This window comes from Vibrio sp. 1F279 (assembly GCF_041439815.1).
Classification (GTDB): domain Bacteria; phylum Pseudomonadota; class Gammaproteobacteria; order Enterobacterales; family Vibrionaceae; genus Vibrio; species Vibrio tasmaniensis_A.
Genome location: NZ_JBGOOU010000029.1, coordinates 38772 through 62291 on the forward strand (window position 1 = coordinate 38772; position 23520 = coordinate 62291).

Annotated in this window: 16 protein-coding genes; 8 read left to right on the forward strand and 8 right to left on the reverse strand. The window is 42.7% G+C overall.

Annotated features, from left to right (window positions below):
- Positions 1-312: 312 nt before the first annotated feature.
- Complete coding sequence (locus tag ACED60_RS18855) at positions 313-1032, reverse strand: FadR/GntR family transcriptional regulator (protein WP_371728208.1); 720 nt, start codon at positions 1030-1032, stop codon at positions 313-315.
- A gap of 471 nt (positions 1033-1503) precedes the next feature.
- On the opposite strand from ACED60_RS18855, the gene ACED60_RS18860 reads away from it, so the two are divergent.
- Both ACED60_RS18860 and ACED60_RS18865 read left to right on the forward strand, forming a co-directional pair.
- Positions 1504-2226 carry a FadR/GntR family transcriptional regulator gene (locus tag ACED60_RS18860; RefSeq protein ID WP_139684996.1) on the forward strand — a complete coding sequence of 241 codons (723 nt, stop codon included), beginning with the start codon at positions 1504-1506 and terminating at the stop codon, positions 2224-2226.
- A gap of 149 nt (positions 2227-2375) precedes the next feature.
- Positions 2376-3743: an MATE family efflux transporter gene (locus tag ACED60_RS18865; RefSeq protein ID WP_371695835.1), complete on the forward strand. Its 1368-nt coding sequence runs from the start codon at positions 2376-2378 to the stop codon at positions 3741-3743.
- Positions 3744-4088: 345 nt separating this feature from the next.
- Here ACED60_RS18865 and ACED60_RS18870 read toward each other — a convergent pair whose 3' ends face one another.
- The gene (locus tag ACED60_RS18870; RefSeq protein ID WP_371695836.1) at positions 4089-5126 is read right to left on the reverse strand and encodes a polysaccharide lyase family 7 protein; all 1038 of its coding nucleotides are present in this window, start codon (positions 5124-5126) and stop codon (positions 4089-4091) included.
- 519 nt (positions 5127-5645) lie between these two features.
- Here ACED60_RS18870 and ACED60_RS18875 point away from each other — a divergent pair.
- Entirely contained in the window at positions 5646-6404 is a 759-nt protein-coding gene (locus ACED60_RS18875; RefSeq protein ID WP_371728209.1) for an oligogalacturonate-specific porin KdgM family protein, read from the forward strand.
- A 220-nt stretch (positions 6405-6624) separates the two neighbouring features.
- Here ACED60_RS18875 and ACED60_RS18880 read toward each other — a convergent pair whose 3' ends face one another.
- The 3 genes from ACED60_RS18880 to ACED60_RS18890 form a co-directional block, all read right to left on the reverse strand.
- Positions 6625-8157, reverse strand: a complete 1533-nt coding sequence (locus tag ACED60_RS18880; protein ID WP_371728210.1) for a polysaccharide lyase family 7 protein — start codon at positions 8155-8157, stop codon at positions 6625-6627.
- A gap of 1140 nt (positions 8158-9297) precedes the next feature.
- Positions 9298-10179 (reverse strand): NAD(P)-dependent oxidoreductase, encoded by an 882-nt coding sequence (locus tag ACED60_RS18885; RefSeq protein ID WP_102257328.1) that lies wholly within the window; start codon positions 10177-10179, stop codon positions 9298-9300.
- A gap of 550 nt (positions 10180-10729) precedes the next feature.
- Positions 10730-12508: a transporter gene (locus ACED60_RS18890; protein WP_102437334.1), complete on the reverse strand. Its 1779-nt coding sequence runs from the start codon at positions 12506-12508 to the stop codon at positions 10730-10732.
- A 1041-nt stretch (positions 12509-13549) separates the two neighbouring features.
- Between ACED60_RS18890 and ACED60_RS18895 the strand changes: the two genes are divergently transcribed.
- From ACED60_RS18895 to ACED60_RS18910, 4 genes are all read left to right on the forward strand, one after another.
- The gene (locus tag ACED60_RS18895; protein WP_017077171.1) at positions 13550-14020 is read left to right on the forward strand and encodes a hypothetical protein; all 471 of its coding nucleotides are present in this window, start codon (positions 13550-13552) and stop codon (positions 14018-14020) included.
- 25 nt (positions 14021-14045) lie between these two features.
- On the forward strand, positions 14046-14972 hold the full coding sequence (locus tag ACED60_RS18900; protein ID WP_102257330.1) for a tripartite tricarboxylate transporter substrate binding protein: 927 nt from the start codon (positions 14046-14048) through the stop codon (positions 14970-14972).
- Between the two features lie 85 nt (positions 14973-15057).
- Entirely contained in the window at positions 15058-15513 is a 456-nt protein-coding gene (locus ACED60_RS18905; RefSeq protein ID WP_029222392.1) for a tripartite tricarboxylate transporter TctB family protein, read from the forward strand.
- A 9-nt stretch (positions 15514-15522) separates the two neighbouring features.
- Positions 15523-17025 carry a tripartite tricarboxylate transporter permease gene (locus ACED60_RS18910; RefSeq protein WP_371728211.1) on the forward strand — a complete coding sequence of 501 codons (1503 nt, stop codon included), beginning with the start codon at positions 15523-15525 and terminating at the stop codon, positions 17023-17025.
- Positions 17026-17230: 205 nt separating this feature from the next.
- Here the strand turns inward: ACED60_RS18910 and ACED60_RS18915 are convergent, their stop codons facing one another.
- The 3 genes from ACED60_RS18915 to ACED60_RS18925 form a co-directional block, all read right to left on the reverse strand.
- Entirely contained in the window at positions 17231-17947 is a 717-nt protein-coding gene (locus ACED60_RS18915; protein ID WP_371728212.1) for a FadR/GntR family transcriptional regulator, read from the reverse strand.
- A 525-nt stretch (positions 17948-18472) separates the two neighbouring features.
- A complete protein-coding gene (locus ACED60_RS18920; protein WP_009846520.1) occupies positions 18473-20626 on the reverse strand; it encodes a heparinase II/III family protein in 2154 nt (717 codons plus the stop codon).
- A 2-nt stretch (positions 20627-20628) separates the two neighbouring features.
- Positions 20629-22827: a heparinase II/III family protein gene (locus ACED60_RS18925; protein WP_371728213.1), complete on the reverse strand. Its 2199-nt coding sequence runs from the start codon at positions 22825-22827 to the stop codon at positions 20629-20631.
- 333 nt (positions 22828-23160) lie between these two features.
- On the opposite strand from ACED60_RS18925, the gene ACED60_RS18930 reads away from it, so the two are divergent.
- The gene (locus ACED60_RS18930) at positions 23161-23496 is read left to right on the forward strand and encodes a cupin domain-containing protein (RefSeq protein WP_010438329.1); all 336 of its coding nucleotides are present in this window, start codon (positions 23161-23163) and stop codon (positions 23494-23496) included.
- The last annotated feature ends 24 nt before the right edge of the window (positions 23497-23520 follow it).

Sequence of the window (23520 nt, forward strand, 5' to 3'; positions counted from 1 at the left end):
AAATACTGGTTACTAGTGCTTTTAACGAAACAGCAAATAATAGATTAAATATTGGACACCAGTCAGGTTTTCATCAAATTTGAATACAAAAAAAGCACGTATCAAACGTGCTTTCTTATCGTCCGGTTTAGTAACCGTTGCGATGTTAACTTTGATTGTCTTAGCTTTTTGAGATAGAAACCCTAAAGAGTGAACTTAGAACTCAGTACTCAGAACTCAGTACTCAGAACTCAGTACTCAGAACTCAGTACTCAGTACTCAGTACTCAGTACTCAGTACTAAAATACCTTCTAAAACAATTAGCTAAAACAGTTAACTAGCAATTGGTAATCTATGATTTGTTTCTAATAGATGACTTGCTGATGCTTGACGTGCTTTGTCACTATTGCCAGCCATAATCGCTTCATAAATAGCACGATGCTCGTTAATGCATGTACTTCCCTCTTCCGAAGAGTGAGAAATAAAGTTAACAAACATGGTCGTCAAAATATTACCGAACGGTAGGTAGAAGTCGTTACCCGTTGCGTTAAAAATCAAGCTATGGAACTTCATATCAATATCTAGCCAACGCTCTTTATCAAGAACCTCTTCGCTCGATATTTCCACCATTTTTTGGAAAATTTCTGATAATTCAATTCGTTGATCGGCAGTTGCAAATTTAGCGGCCAATGCGCAAGCTTCAGGCTCAATGGCACGACGCAAACCCAAAAACTGGTGACAGAATTGGTCTGTATCCGCAAGTCCGTCCATCCATTCGATAAGCTGTGGATCTAAGAAGTTCCAGTATGCACGGTCGACAACACGAGTACCGATTTTAGGACGAGATTCTAATAGGCCTTTTGAAGTCAGAAGCTTAACTGCTTCTCTTAATGCAGTTCGACTGATACCAAATTGCTCACATAGAGCCATTTCACCAGGGATAATAGAACCTTGAGGCAAATTGCCCGACAAAATACCACGAGCGATTTCACGTGCAACTTGCACATGAAGGCTTCGCTTAGAGCCTGAAATTGAATTGAAAGAGCCAGCCATGTGTCTACTTACTTATAAGATATGTATTATTTAAACCGGATTATAGCACTGATTTATATCTGCACCAACTTAGCGTAAGAATAACGAGAGGTCACTACTGATATAGCCTAGAGCAACATTTAACCTACTTTATACGTATTATTCACATAAAACCAAACCTAACTATTTATTCATACAAATAGTTCTTATTTACATATTTTCGTATGCGTGAACTCACAAAACCACTCTTACTCTCCCTAATTATGCCGTTAATGATCAGTTTTGAGATGAACCCTCTTGAACATGGCAAGTGTTATTGTATGATTTATATAAGGGTAAGCTGTAAGATAGGCGACTCTGATGTGTAGCGATTTAAAAAGTACTATTCGATGAGGGAAAACCTCACACTATATTAGACGTATACACTGACACCAAAACGCCAAATTCGTCTGGCTTTTTTTGTTTTTAAAGTTTCAATTTCAGGTGGTTTAAATGTCAATATTTACATTGGTGGAAGATTCAAGCCGCCGAATTCATGTTCAAGTAGCGAGACAAATTGCTCGCAAAATCTTGTCCGGCGAGCTAGAAGAAAATCAGAAGTTACCCAGCGAAATGGAGTTGTGTGAGATCTTTGGAGTCAGCAGAACTGCGCTTCGAGAATCGACTAAGCTACTTTCAGCCAAAGGGTTGATTGAATCTAAGCCTAAAGTAGGCACTCGTATCAAGCCAAGAACGCAATGGCACTTTTTAGATCCACAATTACTGTATTGGATTCAAGACTTAGAAGACACCAAACCCTTCTTGTCTCAATTCTTAGGCTTAAGAAAAGCGATTGATCCAGAAGCGTGTGCACTTGCGGCATCCAACGCTACGGTAGAGCAACGCAAAGAGCTTTCGATTCTGTTCCAAAAGATGACCATCGCAGCAAACGGCTTTGATTATGAAGAGTGGACAACCAACGACCACCTGTTTCACCAAACGATCTTCCTATCGACGGGTAACCAATTTTATATTCCGTTCGCGAACATTCTGTCGACAATCTTCAAGCAGTTTATCGACCACTCTGTCGAAGGCGGTCGCTTTTGTTTAGAAGAGCATAAAGCAATATACGATGCGATTATGTCAGGCAATGCGAATCAGGCTCGAATCGCCTCTCAAGCTTTACTTGATGATGAAAACCAAAAGCTGTCTCGGGTTGAACTAGCCATCGCATAATTAAGATTTACCAGACTGACTCGTGCATCCCAATACACGAGTCAGTCATGTTTTAGTGCCCATTTTTTAACCATCCATTACCGTAGTGTTTCACCTATAAATGGTGAACTCGGGTCCTCTCAGAGAAAACTTACGGTTATACACATAAGGTGTTGTTTGTGTCTTCGCAATCGTATGTTAGGAAAAACTTCTCTCTCGCTTGGCCCCTAGCCTTAAACGCATTATTGATGCAGTCGATGTTGATGATCGACACGCTATTGGTTTCTCCGCTCGGTGAGATTCCTCTTGCTGCCATGGGGATTGCTACGACCATCATCGCGTTTGTGTTGGGTATTCAAATGGCGCTGGCGAATGGTACGCAACTGGTTCTCAGCCGTGCGGTTGGTTCTGGTGTCACCTCTTCGTTATCCAAAGCATTTTGGGCAGGATTGTTCATCAACTTTGGCGTCGCAGCAATATTCTGGCTTCTACTTACCTTTTTTGAACAACCTTTGATTCAAGCCTTAACCGACGATAAAACTCTTCACCTTGAGATCAGCCACTATCTGGATATTTCAAAATATCTGGTGATTTTCACTGCATTAACGCAGGTGATCATCGCGTTGTTTAACGGGTTAGGAAGAACCAAAGTTCCGTTTAAAGGCTACTTGATCGAATTGCCGATCAACGCAGTGCTCTCTTATGTGCTTATTCACGGCTTCACAAACTTTGACGGGATTGGCGTACAAGGTGCAGCGCTCGGCAGCGTTATCGCTATCACCATTCGTCTTGTGTATTTGATTCTGTGTGTTCACTACGACTCATCTGTTTCATTAAAATTGGATACGGAAAAGTCAGAGTTCATCACCAACATTCGTCGCCATTTCATTGAGATATTCCCTGTCGCTGCAAATGTGACCATGCTTTCGATTGGTGCCACGATTTACCAATTGCTGTACTCGCAACTTAATATCAACGCCTACGTAGCGATTACCTTGGTAATGCCGTGGATCCGTGCCGGTACTCAATTCATTACCGCTTGGGCTCACTCTTCCGCGATTACGATCAGCCAAGCGATCGGTTCGAAGCAAATGGATGACCTGACCAAAAACGTTGATACCAGTATCGATGTTGCGGTGGGCATTTCGGTAGTTTGTGCGGTGATGTTTGCAGGATTAAGTTTGGTGATTGGCGATGTGTATCCAGACTTGGATCCTTCTACCTATCAAGCGCTGGCTGTGATTACCCCGCTCTACATCTTCTTGCCGATCGTTCGTGGCTACAACACCGTTCACGGGCACGTGTTAAGAGCGCTAGGTAAAACGACCGATGTATTCAAAATCAACTTTACTGGCCAATGGGTCGTTTCAATCCCGCTTTGCGCATTGATCATCTTTGGTTTAGACGGTTCTATCTTTTGGGCGTTTGCTATCCAACCATTCGAAGAGATAGTTAAAGCGTTCCCATTCCGACATCTAGCACGTAAGTCTTTAAAAGAGTTTGATGCGAACAAAGCCGACGAGCTGATGTATGACTAATCGTCTTACCTAGCTCCAGAAAAAGCTTTAGCTGAGCTGTCGACAACAACCTTGCCACTTGGCGAGGTTGTTTTGTTTTAGGAGCCTGACTTTGGAGTGTAGGTAAGTAGTAAGTAGCTGGAGGTTTGGTTGATATGAGTTAACCAACGTTTAAACATTGGATAAGATTCACCGTCAACGCATCACTAGAAACGCTTGGGGCGAGCTCGACTCACAAAAAGGCCACTTAACGTTGTGTTAAGTGGCCTTTGAACATGTTCTTTGAGGCTAGCGTTTCGATCGCCCTACTCTGTTATCTAATCAGCTCTAGCTATTAACTGCTAACTGCTAACTGCTAACTGCTAACTATTTTCCATTCAGCTTAAGTGCTGAGAAAGTCACACTGTTGTAATCGCCATTCTTTTTATCGACAGCGAAATCGCCAGTACCACCACAACCAGGCCCCCATACAGGGTGAGACTCACTCACGCTACATTGGCCGTATGCGCCCGCTTTGTAGTAGAAGTCATCTTCCGCATAACCCGTAGGTGAATCGAGTTCATCGATGCCCTTACTCAGGTCGATCTCATACTTAACGGTATCGTGGCGAGCAGTTTCAAATGTCAGGTACATCATGGTGCCTTTCACTTCCACTTTGTAGCTGAACTCTTCACCTAACGCTATCCCCGCTTCACCTGGATCTGCTGGGTTTTCCCAAGTATTGCCCCATACTGGGTAAGCAATATCGGCACGGTTAGGATCTTTTTTCTCTAGGTTACGTTCATAGTTCCAGAATACTGAACCCATTTCTTGGTCAGGAAACTTCTTATAGAAGATCTTCAGTGGTTCATTACCATGTCCATAACCGGTTCCAGCTTTGATTAGCTCGTTGTGTTTTTTAGCATGAATCTGACCAACCACAACAGAATGCGCTGGGTATTTTTCTGGGAACTTAGCGTTAATCGCAACGTGATTCACTTTTAGCGTCGCTTCTAGCGTTCCGCCAACCGCACTGTATTCAGTCGCTGCTGGGTGGCTCGACAATGCCCATTGGTTTCCTTTATCGGCCGTATCAATCGAGAAATCGGCTCCGCGCGGCATCTGACGTAACTCTGAGCGAGCATTTTTCGAGTTCTTAGTCGTAATAGCTTGGTTCTGCACTTCAAATACAAGATTGCCGTCTTTATCGAGATGGAAGAAATCACTATGTGAGTAGCTCATCATGGCTACCCCTTCTATTTCATCAACACGACCATCTTCATTAATATCCGAAGGAATCGTTATTTTCCAATTATGCATATCGAATTTATCGGCAGGTACGGGGTAAGAAACACCGTTATTTGCGAAAGTAACCATTGGCACAGTCGCTAATAACGCCACTGCTAATATGTTTTTCTTAAACATGAGTCATCCTTTATTGTTAACAGATACTGAGTACACTCTCAGCACAGAAACTACTTTTGAACACTAATTCGTCATCACGATTTTCTTTAACTCGAACAAGTCACCTGCAAAACAACATCTCTAAACCAATTTCAAATACCTGCCTCGTATTCACTGGCCTTGCCTTTTGCTACGACTGCTATTTCTAACAGTCGAGACTGTTCCCATCATCATTAGCAAACGTAAAAACAATTAATTTGTCTTATTTTAACTCAATTTAAAAGGCGTATTTTTGAAGCTTAACAATATGAGAACCAAGTCATGATTAACTTGGAAAATAGAGCCACAATTGAGATATTCATTACATTTAACTATATAAACAAGTCACTATTCGGAACTTTTGATAGATCTCACAGAAATACCACCCAGGAATAAATACCATATTTGTAATACATTAATTCAATATCATTTAAATGTTGATTTGTGAGCCACGGATATATTGGATGTATCCAAAATAAAAAATAATAGTGAGACAAAGGTATGAACTCTGTTACAAAAATTGCTGCAATTATCGCTACAACTCTTCTTGCAGGCACAGCGACTGGCGCAACTCTTGATTACCGCGCAGAACATAAGCATGAAGACGATAAATACGCGCATCGTATTAAAATTGGTGGAAGCACGAAAATAGCAGATGAGACAAAGCTATATTTTAGCGTTGAACAAAAATTTGCTCCAAATGCAGAAGGCGATATATACAACCAATTGGAGCGCGGAGATTCTGAATTTGATTGGGGTGTTCGTTATGCGTTAGATGACAAATGGTATTTGCAGCCAGGTATGCCTATTACGTTTGGCGATGAAAAAATGACACTTAAACCACAGTTTCGTGTTGGGTATAAAGCCGACTTCGGCCTAACAACGGCTCTTCGTTACCGTCATGAATTCCAAAACTATACAGGCAGCTCAAGTAGTTCTCTCACAAAAGTTAACGGCGAAAAAATAGCATTAGCTGGTGAAACGGTTCAACAAGGTAAATTTACATTGACTGGCGCTTATAAGTTCCAAGATGAAGATTTAAAAAACCTTCAATTAAGTTATGAGGCGAACTACGTCAAAAGCTATGAAGATCAAGTCAAAGCGAATGGAAAAGATTGGGAATGGGATTTAGGGGTAAAAATCGGCTATAAATTCGATAATCTAAGACCTTATGTTGAATTTTGGACATCAGATTATGGCTCAGCGGAAGAGAGTGAACGTCAGTTAAAAACACGCGTTGGTGTTACATACTCATTTTAATCGCTCTCATGAACCATATCTAACGTATGCTTTAAATAGGCTTAAAAAATATCTAAGCCTTTTTTATATATAAAACCCCCTCCCACCATGCTTAGTAATTTAATATCAACTAGTTACGTAAGATTATGGGAATAGCGAAATACAATAGAAACTAACCAATAAAAACAACAAAAAATGGCCGCTAGTACTAGCGGCCATTTTTGTATGTGCAGCTGACTCGTTATTCCTGATATTTATCGTGCGACGTCGCTATTTTGTAGAATGTCGCTTGGGCATAGTCATCAAGCTCACCGTTGATGTTTTGATTGTAAACACCCGCTTTGAAATACATGTAACGCCCACCTTGATCGTAACCACTTTCGCTCATATCAACCATTTGAACAACGTCATCTTTGCCTTCACGCATTAGCGTAACAGTCATCGTGTTACCTTTTACATCAATGCGGTAGCTAAACGTCTCGCCAAGTGCAATACCTTGGTCGCCGATCTCTCCTGTCATGTCTCCGACTAAGTTGAAATAGTTATCTGTGCCTTCGTTGGTATTCTCATGAGCAAAATAAACCGTCCCTGTTTCGTGGTTCGGTAATTTTCGGTAGTAAAGACGAATGGGCTCATCATCTTTATCATGTATCTGACCAATGATGAAACGGCCAACTTCGTGCGCGTCACCGGTTGTCGTTGTATGATCAATCTTAAGCGTTGCTTCTAAAACACCATCAATCGCGCCTGCAGCTTTTAGATCTTCAACCGGAGCCGAACTAAATACCCAGTTGTTCTCATTGACACCTTTAGTGCTAATAGACGTATCACCACGACGTAGCATCTCACGCATCTCTGTACGTGCATATTTAGTATTTTTTGAGGTACGTGTACCTTTTACGTATGTCTTGAAAACCAAACCACCATCGTCTGCTGTATAAAAAATTTCTGGATGCTGATAACCATTCGCTAGGTTCCATTCTGAGACATCGTCTGGCTTGCCATTTTTATCGTGGTCAAAAGGTTGAGACAAATACCATGTCGTTAGATCGAAGTTTTCGCTTGGTGCATTACCCGCAACTGGTGACTTGGGTAGATTAGTCGGTACTGGTAAAGGAATACGAGTGTCGCATTTTACGGTGGTTTCACAAGGATATACCGCAGGTTCCCCAAAGTTACCTTTACGTAAATCTTTACGAGCTTCTTTAAGAGCTTTACTTGCTGCGGCCATTTCAGCGATCACCACTTTCTCAGCTTCAACCACATCGTCGGTAATGATATGGCTTACCGGACAAGCATTGATTCCACAGTTAATTGCTGCAAGCTCAGTAACTGAGTTCCAACTGTTTTTGCTGTTACCGTGACCTACATATTTTACATAGCGTGCTTGCACTGGTTGGAACTGAAAACGCTCTAAACCAATCACTCTTCCCGAGCTTAATTGACCTTCTAAAATCGTTGTCCAGTTTTCGCCATCAACACTGACGAGCAGATCGAACTTAGATTGGCGTTGGTTCCCTTTACTAAAGGATGCTTGAATCGCATCGATTTCAATCACCGAACCGTAATCTAGCATTGCCCATTCACCGACACCGTTTGCAGACCAACGAGTCGTGATATCTTGATCAAAGATCCGATCAGGGCCATTACCATCGTGACTACTAGCCGCAATAGCGGTCGGCGTTAAAATATTTGACTTGGTGTGAGAAGCACAACCAGATATTGCGAGAATGATAGAGACAGCTAAGACGCTTTTTATATTGACCTGTTTCATATGAAATCCATTATTGTATTTAAGGTGCAGCATTAAGAGCTAAAACGAGATCGACAATGATGACACTAAAGCCGTTTATCTAACTTCATCATCTCGATAAGTTCAAATCTTACATATTCTTATAATACAAATATATCGATTAATAAAAGAAATGAGAAGATACGCAACTCCATAGAGGCTTTCTGATTTAAAAGTGTGTTGAGAGGTAAATTATGGTCACTAGCAACAGCTAAGAGCACCTTACCCTCTCGTAAAAGCTAAGAACACCAGAGAGTAGGAAGATTATAAATCTCAAATAGAACTAAGTCATAAACTCGTTCCCTTTTAAAAAACTCGTCGAGTTTCGACATAAAACGAGTGCCAAGTCACATTTTTATCAACTAAGCATTCACTAAAACCATTCAAGTCTTAGATTTATTTGTAATACAATTACCCTTAGGGTATGGTGTGTTTGAATCATAACTTAAGTTCTTTCTGGATACTTTTGTGCAATTCAAAGTGGTAATTGAAGCAACGTGCTTTAAGGTCATTGAACACGTTTAATGTAGAAACTGTCGGGGGATCTCGTTAATCGTTACTTCACTTGTCTTGCTCATTGGTTTGTCCAGACGGCTAGTCCGAATACGCCCACACAGTCACCAGCTGTGTGGGCTTTTTTTTGCTTTTCATTGACGATTGAGGACGTGATTGCTCATCCGCGCGAACGACCACACATCAACGTTACTTTGAAATATATGAGAATGGTGAGTCAGTTTATATCTAACAATGCGCGTCTATAACAAAGAGTTTCGAAGGAAATGAAGTGTTAGCAAGAAGCATTGAAACATTGAAACATTGAAACATTGAAACATTGAAAGGCTGAGCTTAAATGAGACGAGAAACAGGTAGAGTTTAACTCAGGCAGAACAGACAGAAGCAAAAAGGTAGAGCTAGAAGAGTAGAGCTGATGATAACGGACTTTGCGAGAAAGAGTGAAGCCGTGGGAGCAAACAGGGAACTTTTGATAAAGCGGAATTGCAGATAAATCGGAATTTGGATGAGACGGGCTTGTAGATAAGACTTTGTGTAGATAAAAAACGAACCTCGCTGAGGTATCGCCGCCTAACAGACAGGCAATACCCTAGCGAGGTCGTACGTCGATTACTTCTCTAGTTTAGCGAAGTAGTCGAAGATTACTGGTACATCGTTGTTACCCATGCCAGCATCAACAGCAGCTTGTAGGCTTGTTGCAGTACCTTGAGCGATTAGAGACTCAGTACCTAGCTCTTCACAAAGTGCAAGGAAGTAACCAAGGTCTTTGTTAGCGTTAGCAACAGAGAAACCTAACTTCTCTTCGCCATCTACAGCGTAGAACTTACAGAATTGCATGAACGGAGAGTTAGATGGACCTGCAGACATGATATCAAACAGTTGTTGCCCATCAACACCAGCGCGTTGAGCAACAGCGAAAGCTTGAGACATAGTCGCAACAGTTGTCATACCCATGAAGTTGTTTACAAGCTTAGTCACGTGACCTGAACCTAGAGCACCTAGGTGGAATACGTTTTCGCCTTGCTCTTCAAGAACAGGTTTAACTTTGTTGAAAGTTTCCATGTCGCCAGCAGCCATGATGTTCAGAAGACCATCTTTAGCGTGTGCAGGTGTACGGCCTAGAGGAGCGTCGATCATGCCTGCGCCTTTCTCAGCAAGAGCTGCGCCGATCTTCTTAGTAGAAGCAGGGATAGAAGTACCGAAGTCTACTAGTACTGCGCCTTCTTTGATGCCCGCTAGAACGCCGTCGTCGCCGTAAACAATTTTTTCAACAACAGCAGAAGTTGTAAGACAAAACTCAACGATGTCACTTGCTGCAGCTAGTTCTTTAGCAGAAGTGAATGCAGTCGCATTGCCGCGATCTGTAACGCGAGCAACGGCTTCAGCGCTTAGATCCATTACGTTTACGTGGTAGCCACGCTTTTGTAGGTTTTCAACCATGTTGCCGCCCATAAGACCTAGGCCAATGAAACCGATTACAGGTTTAGTCATGTTCAAACTCCAAATATAGTATTGTATGATTATATGCCTATTATAATAACTACGTCTTTCTCGTTACGCAATAGTTTTAGGGTATTGATTCGAAGGTTCGATGCAAGTTGTGACGGGGGTTCACTTTAAGAGAGAATACAGCCACGTTTTATATTTCCCCAAACTCTATGATGGGTTAAAAACCGTTCATCGGTAAAATAACAAGCGCTATATGTCATACTATTAATAGTCACAACAGATTCGTTACGCAGTTACGTTTAAATTAATTTTGCTTGGGTGGAAAAGTCTTGCTCTTGCTGCCTATGCCCTGCTTCATAAGCAAAAGCTTAGATAAAGGCTCAAGGCTTAGCTGATAATTTCCTACAATGTGGCAGGCCAACTAAGCTGCTCATCCCATCTAGAATATTTTTCTACTCTCTATCGCGGCATAGATTACTTTCTCACTTGAAAGCTAATGTCATGAGCATTTGCTGATAAAGATTAAAATCTGTAAAACAAAAATGCGACACCCTTTCGAGTCGTCGCATTCTATCTAAATTTTCGCTATGTATTAGCTTTCAGTTACAACTTTAGCTTGCTTGCCGCCGTCATCGACCGCTTTCACAAGTAGAATACCGACACCACCCACTATCACACCACATAGGATGAAGACTAAACGCCCCCACATTGGGTTAGTCAGAAGAGCCATCAGCATGATCCCAACACCCGCTACCGCAATCAGTTTACCAAGCATTTGACGTTGTTTGTTATCCAACACTTTTTGCTCTGCCGATTCAGCGACTAATGGTGTTTCTAAGTTGCCAAAGAACTTATCAACATCCGCTTGACGTTCTTTTGATAGAGGCTTGTAAAACATTGTAGATAGTACGAAGAAGCCACCGGTTAGCGTGATGTGAGCAATGAGACCAATCGCAACTTTAACATCAGACCATTCACGTCCTGTTAGAGTATCAAGACCAAACACCGCTGCTACCATCTCTGCGTCGATAACAAAACCAACCACATAAGATACGATACCACCAACAACTAGCGTACCCCAACCAGCCCAATCCGGAGTCTTCTTAATAAAGAAACCAAGGAATGCAGGAATAGTCATAGGGAAACCGATTAACGCACCTACGTACATCATCGTATCAAACAGGCTCAAACCTTTAAGCGAGTTGATGAACTGTGCGATAAGGATAATAGCGAAGCCAAATACCGCTGAAGTAATTTTAGATACGGTTACTAACTCTTTCTCAGATGCTTGACCTTTACGAACGATTGTTTCGTAGAAGTTCTTAACGAAGATACCTGAGTTACGGTTTAGACCAGAATCCATTGAAGACATTGTCGCTGCAAACATCGCGGCAACTAATAGACCAACCATACCTGCTGGCATGTACTCTTGTACGAAGTATAGGTAAGCAAAGTCACCCGCTTTTTTACCTGCATTCGGGTAAGCCGCTGATAAATCAACACCTTGGCCTGCAATGAACCAAGAAGGCATGAACCAAATAAACACACCACACAACATCAACACACAAGCAAGCAGTGCAGCTTTCTTAGCGTTCTTTGAGTCTTTAGCCGCTAGGTAACGGTAAGAGTTAAGCATGTTGTTAGTAATAGAGAACTGCTTAACGAAGATGAAGAATGCCCAAATCGTAAAGATGCTTAGGTAGTTGATATTGTTGCCCCAAAGGAACGAACCACCATCTTGTACTGGGAAGTTGTTAACAATCTCACCAACACCGCCACCTTGAACAACCGCTACAACCGCACAAGTTACCGTTACCGCCATGATAATAACCATCTGCATGAAGTCAGATGCGATTACCGCCCATGAACCACCTGTAACCGACATTGCCAATACCACTAGGCCAGTCACCCAGATAGTCATGTTCATGTCGAAACCGAAGATACCGGAAGCAATGATTGCTAATGCGTTTAACCACACACCCGCAGATACCACTGAGTTCGGCATTGAAGACCAAGTGAATACTTGTTCGTTGGTTGCACCAAAACGCATACGAATCGCTTCAATTACAGTAACAACGCGAAGTTGACGGAATTTCGGCGCGAAATATGCGTAGTTCATGAAGTAACCAAATGCGTTGGCTACGAAGATGACCGCTACAGCAAAACCATCGTTATACGCTTTACCTGCCGCACCGGTGAATGTCCATGCACTAAACTGAGTCATAAAAGCGGTTGCACCAACCATCCACCACAACATGTTACCGCCCCCGCGGAAGTAGTCACTAGTCGTACTTGTAAATGTTCTAAACATCCAACCTATCGCGATCAAGAATAGGAAATAAATGCCGACAATAATCGTGTTGAGTTCCATCGTGTATCCTTTGTCCGTTGTAATTTGTTACACGGACTATAGGTAAACAGCGAAATCATTTGTGGTACAATACTCCAAATAAGTGACCGCGATCTATATATCTGTAAAATCATTCATCATACAAGTGATCGCTATCAAATATACATCCCTCTAGATACCTTGCATATCACCTATAACCAGGGTGATTGAGAGCTTAAGTTGCGGAAATAGGCCCCAATTATTACTTCTCTTATTATAATAATTGGGCGGAATTGGATACTTAGCAGACCGCGACTTATATTGTAAATAATGATAAAGAGGTACGCTTCACATTGGTAATAAACCAATCAAATGGCAACTTGATTACCTAATGAAAAACCGATATTGATCTATATAGGATACGTAGTTCCACCTATTAAATTTAGTTGGTTAACAAGTAACGGAACGACAAACATGCGTGCAACTGAATAACAAACTCAACGTTAAGCCCTACCTTACCTTTGTAAATCAATCTTCCTCAAAAACTTAATACTCATTAAAATTCAACACCTTAAATTAATTAATTAAAATGGCACTTAGTAGAATTGATGTAAGAAAAATCCAATCATGAAAACCGACAAGTTCACTTAATTTTACTACTATCGACTTTAAGAATCCGTCACGAAAACAAACGCATATTGTCACGTAAAATGTCAAAGACCCGACTCTAAAATTTTAAAGCATAAATTATCTAAGGTGTTCATATCTATCCGATAATTTAATCCAATATCCGATTGCTACGCTCAACTTTCCACGGCAAATTAGTTCACACAGTCACGCCAATAAGCACTGACATTCACATTCTGATAATCAGCCGCAATCGAACTGAAACGACACCTATTCATATCACGCCTAAAAAAGACCAACATCACACTAATTTCTTAACATCATGGTTAAAACAAGACTGAAGTCTATTTAGGAGACTTCTACTTGTGATCGAAAGCGACTTCCAGAGCTTCATCAATTGAAGAAAAATTGTCATACAATATTCTATATACCTAACCAGACATAAGGACATGTGGCATGCGCTCAATGAAAGATATCACTCAAGACGCTATCGATATCGTTAAACCCTCTATCGACAAACTGTTTGAAAGAACCAATAGAAAAGAACTGCATATTGTCGTTATGAATCCACATCTCAAACCTTGGGAAGCCTCTTTCGAAGACGCCATTCTTTATGAAGAGTCTTTAGGAACCCCTGATAACTGGACTATCAAGTTTGATCACCTTGCTCGTAAGAAAGCTCAGCAAGCATGGCGAGAATCGACAAGCAATCTAACACTTCATTCCCAACACCCATCTTCATTACGTGACGAAGACTTACTGTTTTATGGTTCGTTTGTTTACGGAAACGTGGTTGTTGCCTGCAGTGGCGTACAACAATGGTATGACATGCTGATCAGTGGCTGGATAGCGGTAACTATTGAACAGCTAGCAATGCACGAATACCAAACAGAAAAAGCAGAAAACCCTACAAAAACATATCGCTAATAATTAGAAACAGAAGGAACTTACTATGAGTAAATTATTGAAATCCATCATGCTGGCAGCTGGCATACTTGTTTCTGCAACGTCGATTGCAGCAGACTACCCGAGCAAAAACATTCGCTTAGTTGTCCCATTTGGCGCGGGCGGCGGTACAGATGCCGTTGGCCGTACCCTTGCAAATAGTGCGAAAGACATTTTAGGACAAAACATTTCAATCATGAACCGTACGGGTGGTGCGGGTGCCGTAGGTATGAGCTTTGGTGCCCAGCAGCGTGCGGATGGTTACACATTAACAGTAGTAACACGTGAAATCGCTTCGCTTCCTCAAATGGGTTTGATGCGCCATACCGCAGACGATTTTAGACTCATTCGCTTAGTAAACCTCGACCCAGCGGTCGTATTAGTTGCAGCAGATAGCCCATACAACACCATTAATGATCTGATTAAAGAAGCCAAAGAAAAACCTGGTAGCGTGAAATTTGCTTCAACCGCTGCGCCAAACTTCTACTTAATGTCTCTTGAAAAAGACCAAGATATTAAACTCAACGCTATCCCTTATAACGGTGCATCTGAAGCGATTCCTGCAGTACTGGGCCACCACACAGACGTAACCATGGTGACACCGGGTGAAGCTATCGCTCAACTTCGTTCAGGCCAACTAAAAGCATTAGGTGTCATGTCTGAAGAACGTATTCAGTACATTCCCGATGTTCCTACTTTGAAAGAGCAAGGTATTGATGTAGTAACAGGAACATGGCGTGGTATCGGCGCTCCAAAAGATACGCCGGATGCAGTAATCGAGAAACTAGGTGCGGTATTTGATGAAGCAATGGCAAGTGAAGAGTTCAAGTCTTTCATGGCAAAAGGCGCAATGACTATCCACAACCTTGACGATAAAGCCTTCACTACGTTCGTTTCCGAAGATACAAAATCGCTTACTGAACTAATTCAATAACATTCATCCAGAGGCACAACGATCAGTTGTGCCTTTTTTATCGGTATGTACCTTTCCCTTGCTTTACTTTTTAGGGGTAAATTCTATGTCTAACGCCAACTTAAATCGGAATGTCGTTTTCCCTTCCATAATCATCATACTAAGCGCAATAGCACTCGCGTTGATTACTCAGTTTGATCGTCCGATGTATCAAGATGCAAGTGTTGATGCAAAATTCTTCCCGATGATGATTGTGATTGCTCAAATTGCTATCTGTATTGTTCTCATCGTTCAGCACAAACTCAAAGGTGTTCCAGAACAACAAGAAGCGATGATAAGCAAGATGTCGATCTTCGGCGTGGCCTTTCTTATTGGATACGCATTACTCATCAGTGTGGTTGGCTACCTTTACGCGAGTTTGATTGCCTTTATGTTCTACCTCGTTTACTTCAAAGTTAAGAAGCCAATCTACTACGTTGTCGCCGTTGTCTTTGTGTTTGCGGTTTACTATTTGTTTGGCGAGGTGTTCTACATCGCGCTTCCTGAAGCAACCTGGTCATAGGAGGTCATAATGTTTGAATATCTAATCGATGGTCTCGCAACCGCTGTGAGTTTTGCAGTGCTACCTGTCCTTGTTTTTGGTGTACTGGGCGGCGTAATTTTAGGCGCACTACCCGGTCTAACGGCGACGATGGGCGTTGCGATTCTCCTTCCGTTTACCTTTGGCATGGAACCGACGTCAGCCCTCGTGATGTTAATTGGTGTATACATTGGTGGCATTTACGGTGGTTCAATTGCCGCAATACTGCTTAAAACACCGGGGACACCAGCGTCTGCAGCAAGTGTACTCGACGGCCACACCATGGCTGTTAGAGGGCAAGCAGCAAGAGCATTAAGTATTTCGGCTGTTGCTTCATTTATTGGCGGGTTACTCAGTACTATCGTCCTTATTGCAATTGCACCTAAACTGGCGACCTTTGCACTGCGTTTTAATGCACCAGAGTACTTCGCACTTGCTCTGTTTGGTTTAACTATCATTGCGAGCGTTTCTTCGAACAACATCTTTAAAGGGTTACTTGCGGGTACGATTGGACTATTGGTATCGACCGTTGGGCTCGACCCAATCAGCAGTGTGCCAAGGTTTACTTTTGACATCATGGATCTCTATAGCGGAATCAATGTCATCCCTGTTTTGATTGGTCTGTTCGCTCTATCTGAAGCATTAAACCAGTTAGAAAAACTGTTCTCTGAGAAGAAAGTCGTCGCGCCGAAGTTTGACCATAAACTGTTGAGCAAAGGCGACCTTAAAGAAATGCTACCAACCGCAATAAAAAGTGGTTTGATGGGAACAACCATCGGCTCTGTACCGGGTGCAGGTGCTGATATTTCAGCATTCGTTTGTTACAACGAAGCAAAACGTTCATCGAAAAACCCCGAAGAGTTTGGTAAAGGATCAGTACGAGGTCTAGCAGCGGCCGAATCTGGAAACAACGGTGTAACGGGTGGTTCGTTGGTTCCATTGTTAACACTTGGCGTTCCGGGGGATGCTGTGGCAGCGGTTCTTTTAGGCGCACTCATTGTTCAAGGTTTAACACCTGGGCCTCTACTGTTTGCCCAAAACCCAGAAGTGGTTTATGGCGTATTTAGCTCGATGTTGGTTGCTAACCTTGTGATGTTAGTGATTGGTTTACTTGGTATTCGTTTCTTCTGCCGCATCATTGAAGTACCCAAGATCATTATGATCCCAATTATTGTCTTCTTGTCGATCGTTGGTGCTTACGCGATTAACAACTCGATGTTTGATGTGGGTATTGCGATCGGTTTCGGTCTGTTGGGCTTTATCTTAACTAAATTGGATATTCCGTCTTCACCAATTCTGCTTGCGATCATCTTAGGGCCAATGGCAGAAACAAACCTTAGGAAATCACTGCTGATGTACGATGGCAGTTGGTCTTTCCTTTATGAGCGCCCTATTGCTCTCGCGTTTATCGTGTTAGCTGTATTCTCGGTTTATTCAACGTTAAAAATGAAGAAAAAGCAGAAACAAAAGCAAACTTACGAACATCATGATTAGCCACTTGTTTAAGCTATAATATTCAAAGAACTCAAAGCCAGAGACAACAGTCTCTGGCTTTTTTCATACATGAAAGCAGCCAATTTTCGTAAACGGTAGACAACAAAAAAGTATGCACTTGGCATACCCTTTTAAGTCGTTTATCTGAGCGTAATGCTGTTCATTTCTATATGAAGTGACTCATCTACGCTCTAGATTATTTCTATTACGCCGTCGCCAAACGGTGGTTGGCATCCTGCAAGTGTGCCGCAGAAACAACTCGTGCCTTATCACTATCACCAGCCATGATTGCTTCATAGATTCTACGGTGTTCATTGATACATGTGCTGCCCTCTTCAGAAGAGTGCACGATGAAGTTAACGAACATGGTCGTCAGAATATTGCCGAATGGCAGGTAGAAATCGTTACCTGTCGCATTAAAGATCAAGCTATGGAAACGAGTATCGATGTCTGTCCAACGTTCTTGGTCAAACACTTCTGCATCATCCACTTCAACCATCTTCTGGAAGATCTCTGAAAGCTCGATACGTTGCTCTGCAGTCGCAAATTTTGCAGCTAATGCACACGCTTCAGGTTCAATCGCACGGCGAAGGCCTAAAAACTGAGAACAGAATTGGTCTATGTCGGTTAGACCATCCATCCATTCAATCAGTTGAGGATCAAGAAAGTTCCAGTATGCGCGATCCACTACACGAGTACCGATTTTCGGGCGGGATTCTAACAGACCTTTAGAGGTCAATAGTTTAACTGCTTCACGAAGTGCCGTTCGGCTGATACCAAACTGTTCACACAACGCCATTTCACCAGGAATAATAGAACCTTGTGGCAGTTCGCCAGACAAGATTCCACGAGCGATTTCACGCGCTACTTGCACGTGCAGGCTGCGCTTCGAGCCCGAAATTGAATTAAAAGTGGTAACCATAAGTTCACTTATTTTATATGTTATGTTTATGTATTATTTAAGGACCACTATAACAGTATTTCAACCTACAGCCAATTGAGTAAAATCCAAACGAATCACAACCTGCAAATTTTTATAATCAGAGATTTAAAAAACATCCTGTGAGAAACGTTATCTTAAATCACTCATAAATCCGTACTCAAAACTAACCCTCTCTGTATCGGTATGAAAACCACCAGCACAGCCTCGAAAAACCATGGAAAAAAGGTACACCTTTAGAAGCGCAATTCATTAACCGCCAGAGATTATTAAATGAGATCCCCTTCCCAAATTACATCAGCCTCTTTCCTACACGCATAAAAAAACCGAGCAACTCACAACGAGTTACTCGGTTTGACTTATTTCCGATATTCTTTGTCATCGACATTAATTTCGTTCAGTTACTTAGATGCGAACACCCTTACAATCGAACATGATATGGCGCTTCGTTCCCGCAAAGCACCACATCAGCACACACCATCGTTAAACGGTATGTGTGTTGATCATTTACAGTTGAGCAAATGACCCTTCCCACGAGTATGTCTCACCCGCGAACTCAACAGTGTGAGTTGCTTGCTGCGTGTCTTCAGCTTGGTTTGAAATACCGTAGTGGTAAGTGTTACCAGAAGTAGTCTGAATGCGAACAACAGTCCCGACACTGTTATGGCCCACAACAGACACTGATTTAACCAGACCACGAGCGCCTACAGAGGCTTCGATTGACTCGTTAAAGTAACCATGCGTTTCTAGTACAGAAGCAAACACGTGGTTTTGACCAGACTGACGTAAGATAAGCGCAGGCTCACTCTTAAGGTTAAAGTCTGGATCGTTAGCACCAGTGCGAGCAAAGATTACTTCACTGCCCGCATTCGCGCTGGTTACTAGGCTGTAGTAGCTGCTGTCATGTAGCCAGCTCACCAGAGAGCCCTCTTGGTTCACTTTGCCTGAAGCAACGTTCCATAAGTGCTGGTAACCGTTGTCTTCACCTAGCGGCTTCAGCGTGCTTTCGATGTTGTAGTCGAAGTCAGTACGGATGATTTGACCCGAGTGGTGAACGGGTAGGTCGTACTGGTGTTCAGCGTCAGCTTCGATGCGGTATACATCTATAACTAGTGGCTTCTCGAACTCAGGAAGTTCAGCAAGAATCACGCTGCGTTGCATGTCTACGCCGGTGTAGTACTCAGAAATTGTGCCGCTCATACCTTGCAGAGACTGGTCGTCTGCTACGAAGAAGTGCTTCTGACCAAACTTAGATTCAGCCAATGCCGTATCGAAGTTGTTCTGTGTTTTCTGATCAACCGTTACTGTGTTGTGAGCAACTGTCTGCTTACAGTAAGACTTGTTCTCTGGGATGTAACGACCGCCAAACTTAGGCTCAACGTTTACCCAGCGACCGAAGCCGTAATCGTGCAGCACTTCGTGGCCACGGTTGAATACGCTTAGGTGTAGCCCATCGTAGTGACCATGGTCTAGTGCAGAGTGGTATTGGTGATCGCTGCCGTGTTGACCAAACCAAATCAACGCCATCGTGTCGTCGTCTTGTTCGTCACGGTGACGAAGAATGCTTACGCCGCCTTTTTCGCCTTCAGGGCCGTCCGTTACAAACAGGCTACCCCAGTTGAATGCTTTGATGTCGTCTGCTGCATTGACAGCGTCAGATAGCGTTTTACCTGAAGCATGGACCCAAACATCTTGTTGGTGATTAGCCATACCAAGTAAAGTTTCAGTCTGCTCATAGCGGTGGTAACACACAGACGTTGCCATAATAACGCCTTCATCGTTAATAGAAATCGTCTTCGATGAATCGTTCAGAGCTGGCAATGTACCGTCTGGGAATGCCGTTTTAAATACCGCGTAAGACGTTGTCTTGATCACTGAATCGTTAAATTCGTAAATACCAAGATCTGGCTGACGACGTTCAATCGCTTCTGCGAACAAGTAGATTGGACGTAGTGAGAAACGGTGGTAGTAAGGACCTTCCATGTAGTAGCCGTCTGGCGAGAACAGTTGGTCAAGTTGCGCTAAGAAACCACCGCTTACTTTGTCTAGTTTCAGGCCGTAAAGCGCTTTGTCTACTGACTCTTGATCGTTGATTGCGTAACCACAGATACCTACCGCTGCCACAGCCCATAAGCCGTGGTTGTGTACGATATCGAAGTCGTGTGCGTAAGTCACAACGAACATTTCGATCATTTGCTTAAGAAGATCGTCTTCGATCAGACGCTTTTGCTCTTCAGAAATGGTGTGGTAAATACAGCTGTACGCACAAGAAGCGTAAAGCATCCACATGTTCTCGTTCAACGTTTGGTGGAACAGCTTACCCGGAGGGTTAGAGTCACGGCTTACGTTACTTTCAAGTGTTGGGTACACCGTCGCGTACGCAGTTAACATATCAACGATGTAATCACGGTACTTTGTTTCCTCAGTGATAAGGAACAAACGACCCGCTAGATCCATGTGAATGTAGTTTTGCTTATGACGGTTATGTTCGTAGCCGCCGCCTTCACCGTGACCTGGAACTTCAATGCCAACTTCCGCCATGTAAGCGTCAGTTTGTTTAATATCGCGAGTCAGTGCGTTACCTAAAAGGCTATCCTTGCCAAGTTCTTTACGAAGCTCTGCTGCTTCCTCAAAGTTAAGTAAAAGTGGTTGATAGCTCATTATTATTTCCCCTGCTCTGCTGTGCTTGCTAATTCTGGGTTTAAAATTGTTTCTACTGAGTAGAAGCCTGTCCAGCTGTATACTTTACCGTTCAGTTCTACTTTGTGTTCAGTGCTATCAGTCGCGCCAAGTTGGTTGCTGATCATCACTGTCACATTTGACTTCTCTGTGGTGATTTCGACGACTGAACCGACGTTTGTATGCGCTACAACCTTGATGTCTTTCACAACGCCGCGAGCATTTACTGATTGTTCGAACTCTTCGTTAAAGTAACCGTGCGTTTCTAGAACAGAAGCGAACAGTGTTGTTTCGCCTTTGCTACGTAAAATGAATGCAGGCTCTGAACGTAGGTTGAAGCTTGGATCGTTAGCACCAGTGCGAGTAAAGACAACTTCAGCATTGTCGTTAGACGTTGCGCCTAGCCAAGTGTAGTACGTGTTATTTTGTAGCCAGCTTACCAGTGCTGTGCCCTTCACTTCACCACTTGCTACGTTCCATAAGTGTTGATAACCGAAGTCGCTGCCTAGTGTGTTTAACTCTTTGTTCGTTTGGTATTCGAAGTTAGTGCGAACTATTTGACCTTCATATTGATGAGAGTAATCAAATTGGTGCTCACCTTCGCCGCCCTTCTCAGAATCTAAACGGTATAGGTCTAACAATAACGGAGATTCAAGCTCTTCAAGGTTTAACATGAACACGCTGCGTTGCATGTCAAAACCTTGGTAGTGATCGTTAGCAAATGCACTCATGCCGTTGATTTTCTCGTCTTCTACTTTAAAGAAGTGAGGCAAGCCGTGTACTGAGTCTGCACGCTCAACGTCAAAGTTATTCTGACATTTTTCATCAATGGTTACTGCATTATGAGCAATCGTTTGACGTGCGTAAGATTTGTTTTCATCTAGGTAACGACCGCCGAATTTTGGCTCAACGTTCACCCAACGGCAGAAGCCGTATTCACGTAGTACTTCTTGACCGCGGTTGAAGAAAGAAATACCCAGCGTATCGAAGTTGCCGTGTCCCATGCCGTGTTGGCCGTAGTTCATCACTAACTGAGAAACGTCGCCTTTCTTATCCTGCATGCGGATAAAACCTTGCGCGCCGTTGTGACCTTCAGGGCCTTCGTTCAATTCAACACTTGGCCAGAAAGGCATGCCGATTTCTTTTTCAGCAGAAGCCGCTTCGTATGCTTTAGATAACTCAAGACCACATGGGTGCATCCATACTGCGTCTTGAATCTTCGCCATACCAAGAATGTTTTGGTCAACACCCTCAGCTGAAGAGTAGTGCTTACTGTAAACACTGACTGCAACCTGAACACCCATGTCTGTGATGCCCATTGTACGAGAAGCATCATTCAGAGCCGGGAACTCACCGTTCGGATAAGCCGTCGCAAGCATGGCTTGTACCGTGTTACCAGTCACGCCGCCTTTGTAGTTGTAAATATCAACTTCAGGCATATGACGGTGAATGACTTCAGCGAAAACACATGTTGGGCGAATCGCGTAACGGTGGTAGTAAGGACCTTCCATGTAGTAACCAGAAGGTGCAAACAATTGAGAAATTTGCGCTAGGAAACCGCCCGTATCGTTGCGGTCGATGCCGTAAACCGACATTTCAAGGTACTCACGCTTACCTAAAGCAAGACCACAAATACCGACTGCAGCTACTGCCCAAATACCGTGGTTGTGAATTCGGTCGAAGTCGTGTGCGTATTTAACCGTAAACATTTCTAGCATTGGTTCGAAAATGCGAGACTCAATGTTGTCACGTTGCTCTTGTGTCAGGGTTGAAGCAATACAAGAGTAAGCTAAGCTTGAGAACATTAACCAGCAGTGTTCGTTCAGGATTTGGTGGAACAAACGGCCTGTTGGGTTGGTATTTTTCTGTACGTGGTAATCAAACGTTAGATATTTGTCTGCGTATTCTTCTAGTAATTCTGTAACGAAGTCAGCGTACTTTTGCTCTTTAGTGATCAAGAACATGCGACCAGCTAAGTTCATGTACGTGTAATTTTGCTTATGGCGGTTATGCTCGTAACCACCCGCTTCTCCGTGACCAGGAACATCAATAGGTAAGCGCATGAACGCCTCTAGGTCTTTCGCGTTCGCAGCAATGGTTTTGCCCATTAAGCTCGAACGGCCCACTTCAAGGTGAAGTTGCTCTATTTCTGCTTCAGTCAACAATACTGGTTTAGTCGTCATATTCTTTGTCACCCTCAATAAAGAGTTTATCGGTTTAAACTTTGATTAAATTTTCAAACTCCAAATAAAGTAATACAATATGAACTTTAATCATACCTATTCGTCATGGAATGATGAGCAGAATCACACAATTAACCATAAGCCATTGATGTAAATGGTAAATACCAAACACCAGGCATTTGCTAAGTTATTGATTTATTTACGCTATATAAAGTATTGCTTGATCAATATCACACAACTCTAGATATATTGTATTACAATTAATCTCATTCCCTTATTATGAATGCAAGTTAAGTAACACTTAAAAGATTTAAACAGATTAGGAGACACACAATGAACTCTTTCTTTATGCTAGATGAAAATCCATGGGAAGAATTGGGCGGCGGTATTAAGCGTAAAATCGTTGCTTATACTGATGATCTAATGGCTGTACACCTTTGTTTTGATAAGGGTGCGATTGGCCATCCTCACACACACGAAATTCATGACCAAATCGGTTATGTTGTTCGCGGTAGCTTTGAAGCTGAGATTGAAGGCGAGAAGAGAGTACTTAAAGAAGGCGACGCTTACTTCGCTCGTAAACACATGATGCACGGCGCCGTTGCACTAGAGCAAGACAGCATCCTTCTAGATATCTTCAACCCTGCGCGTGAAGACTTCCTAAAATAATGAATAGCGCAACCTCAGTTGCTA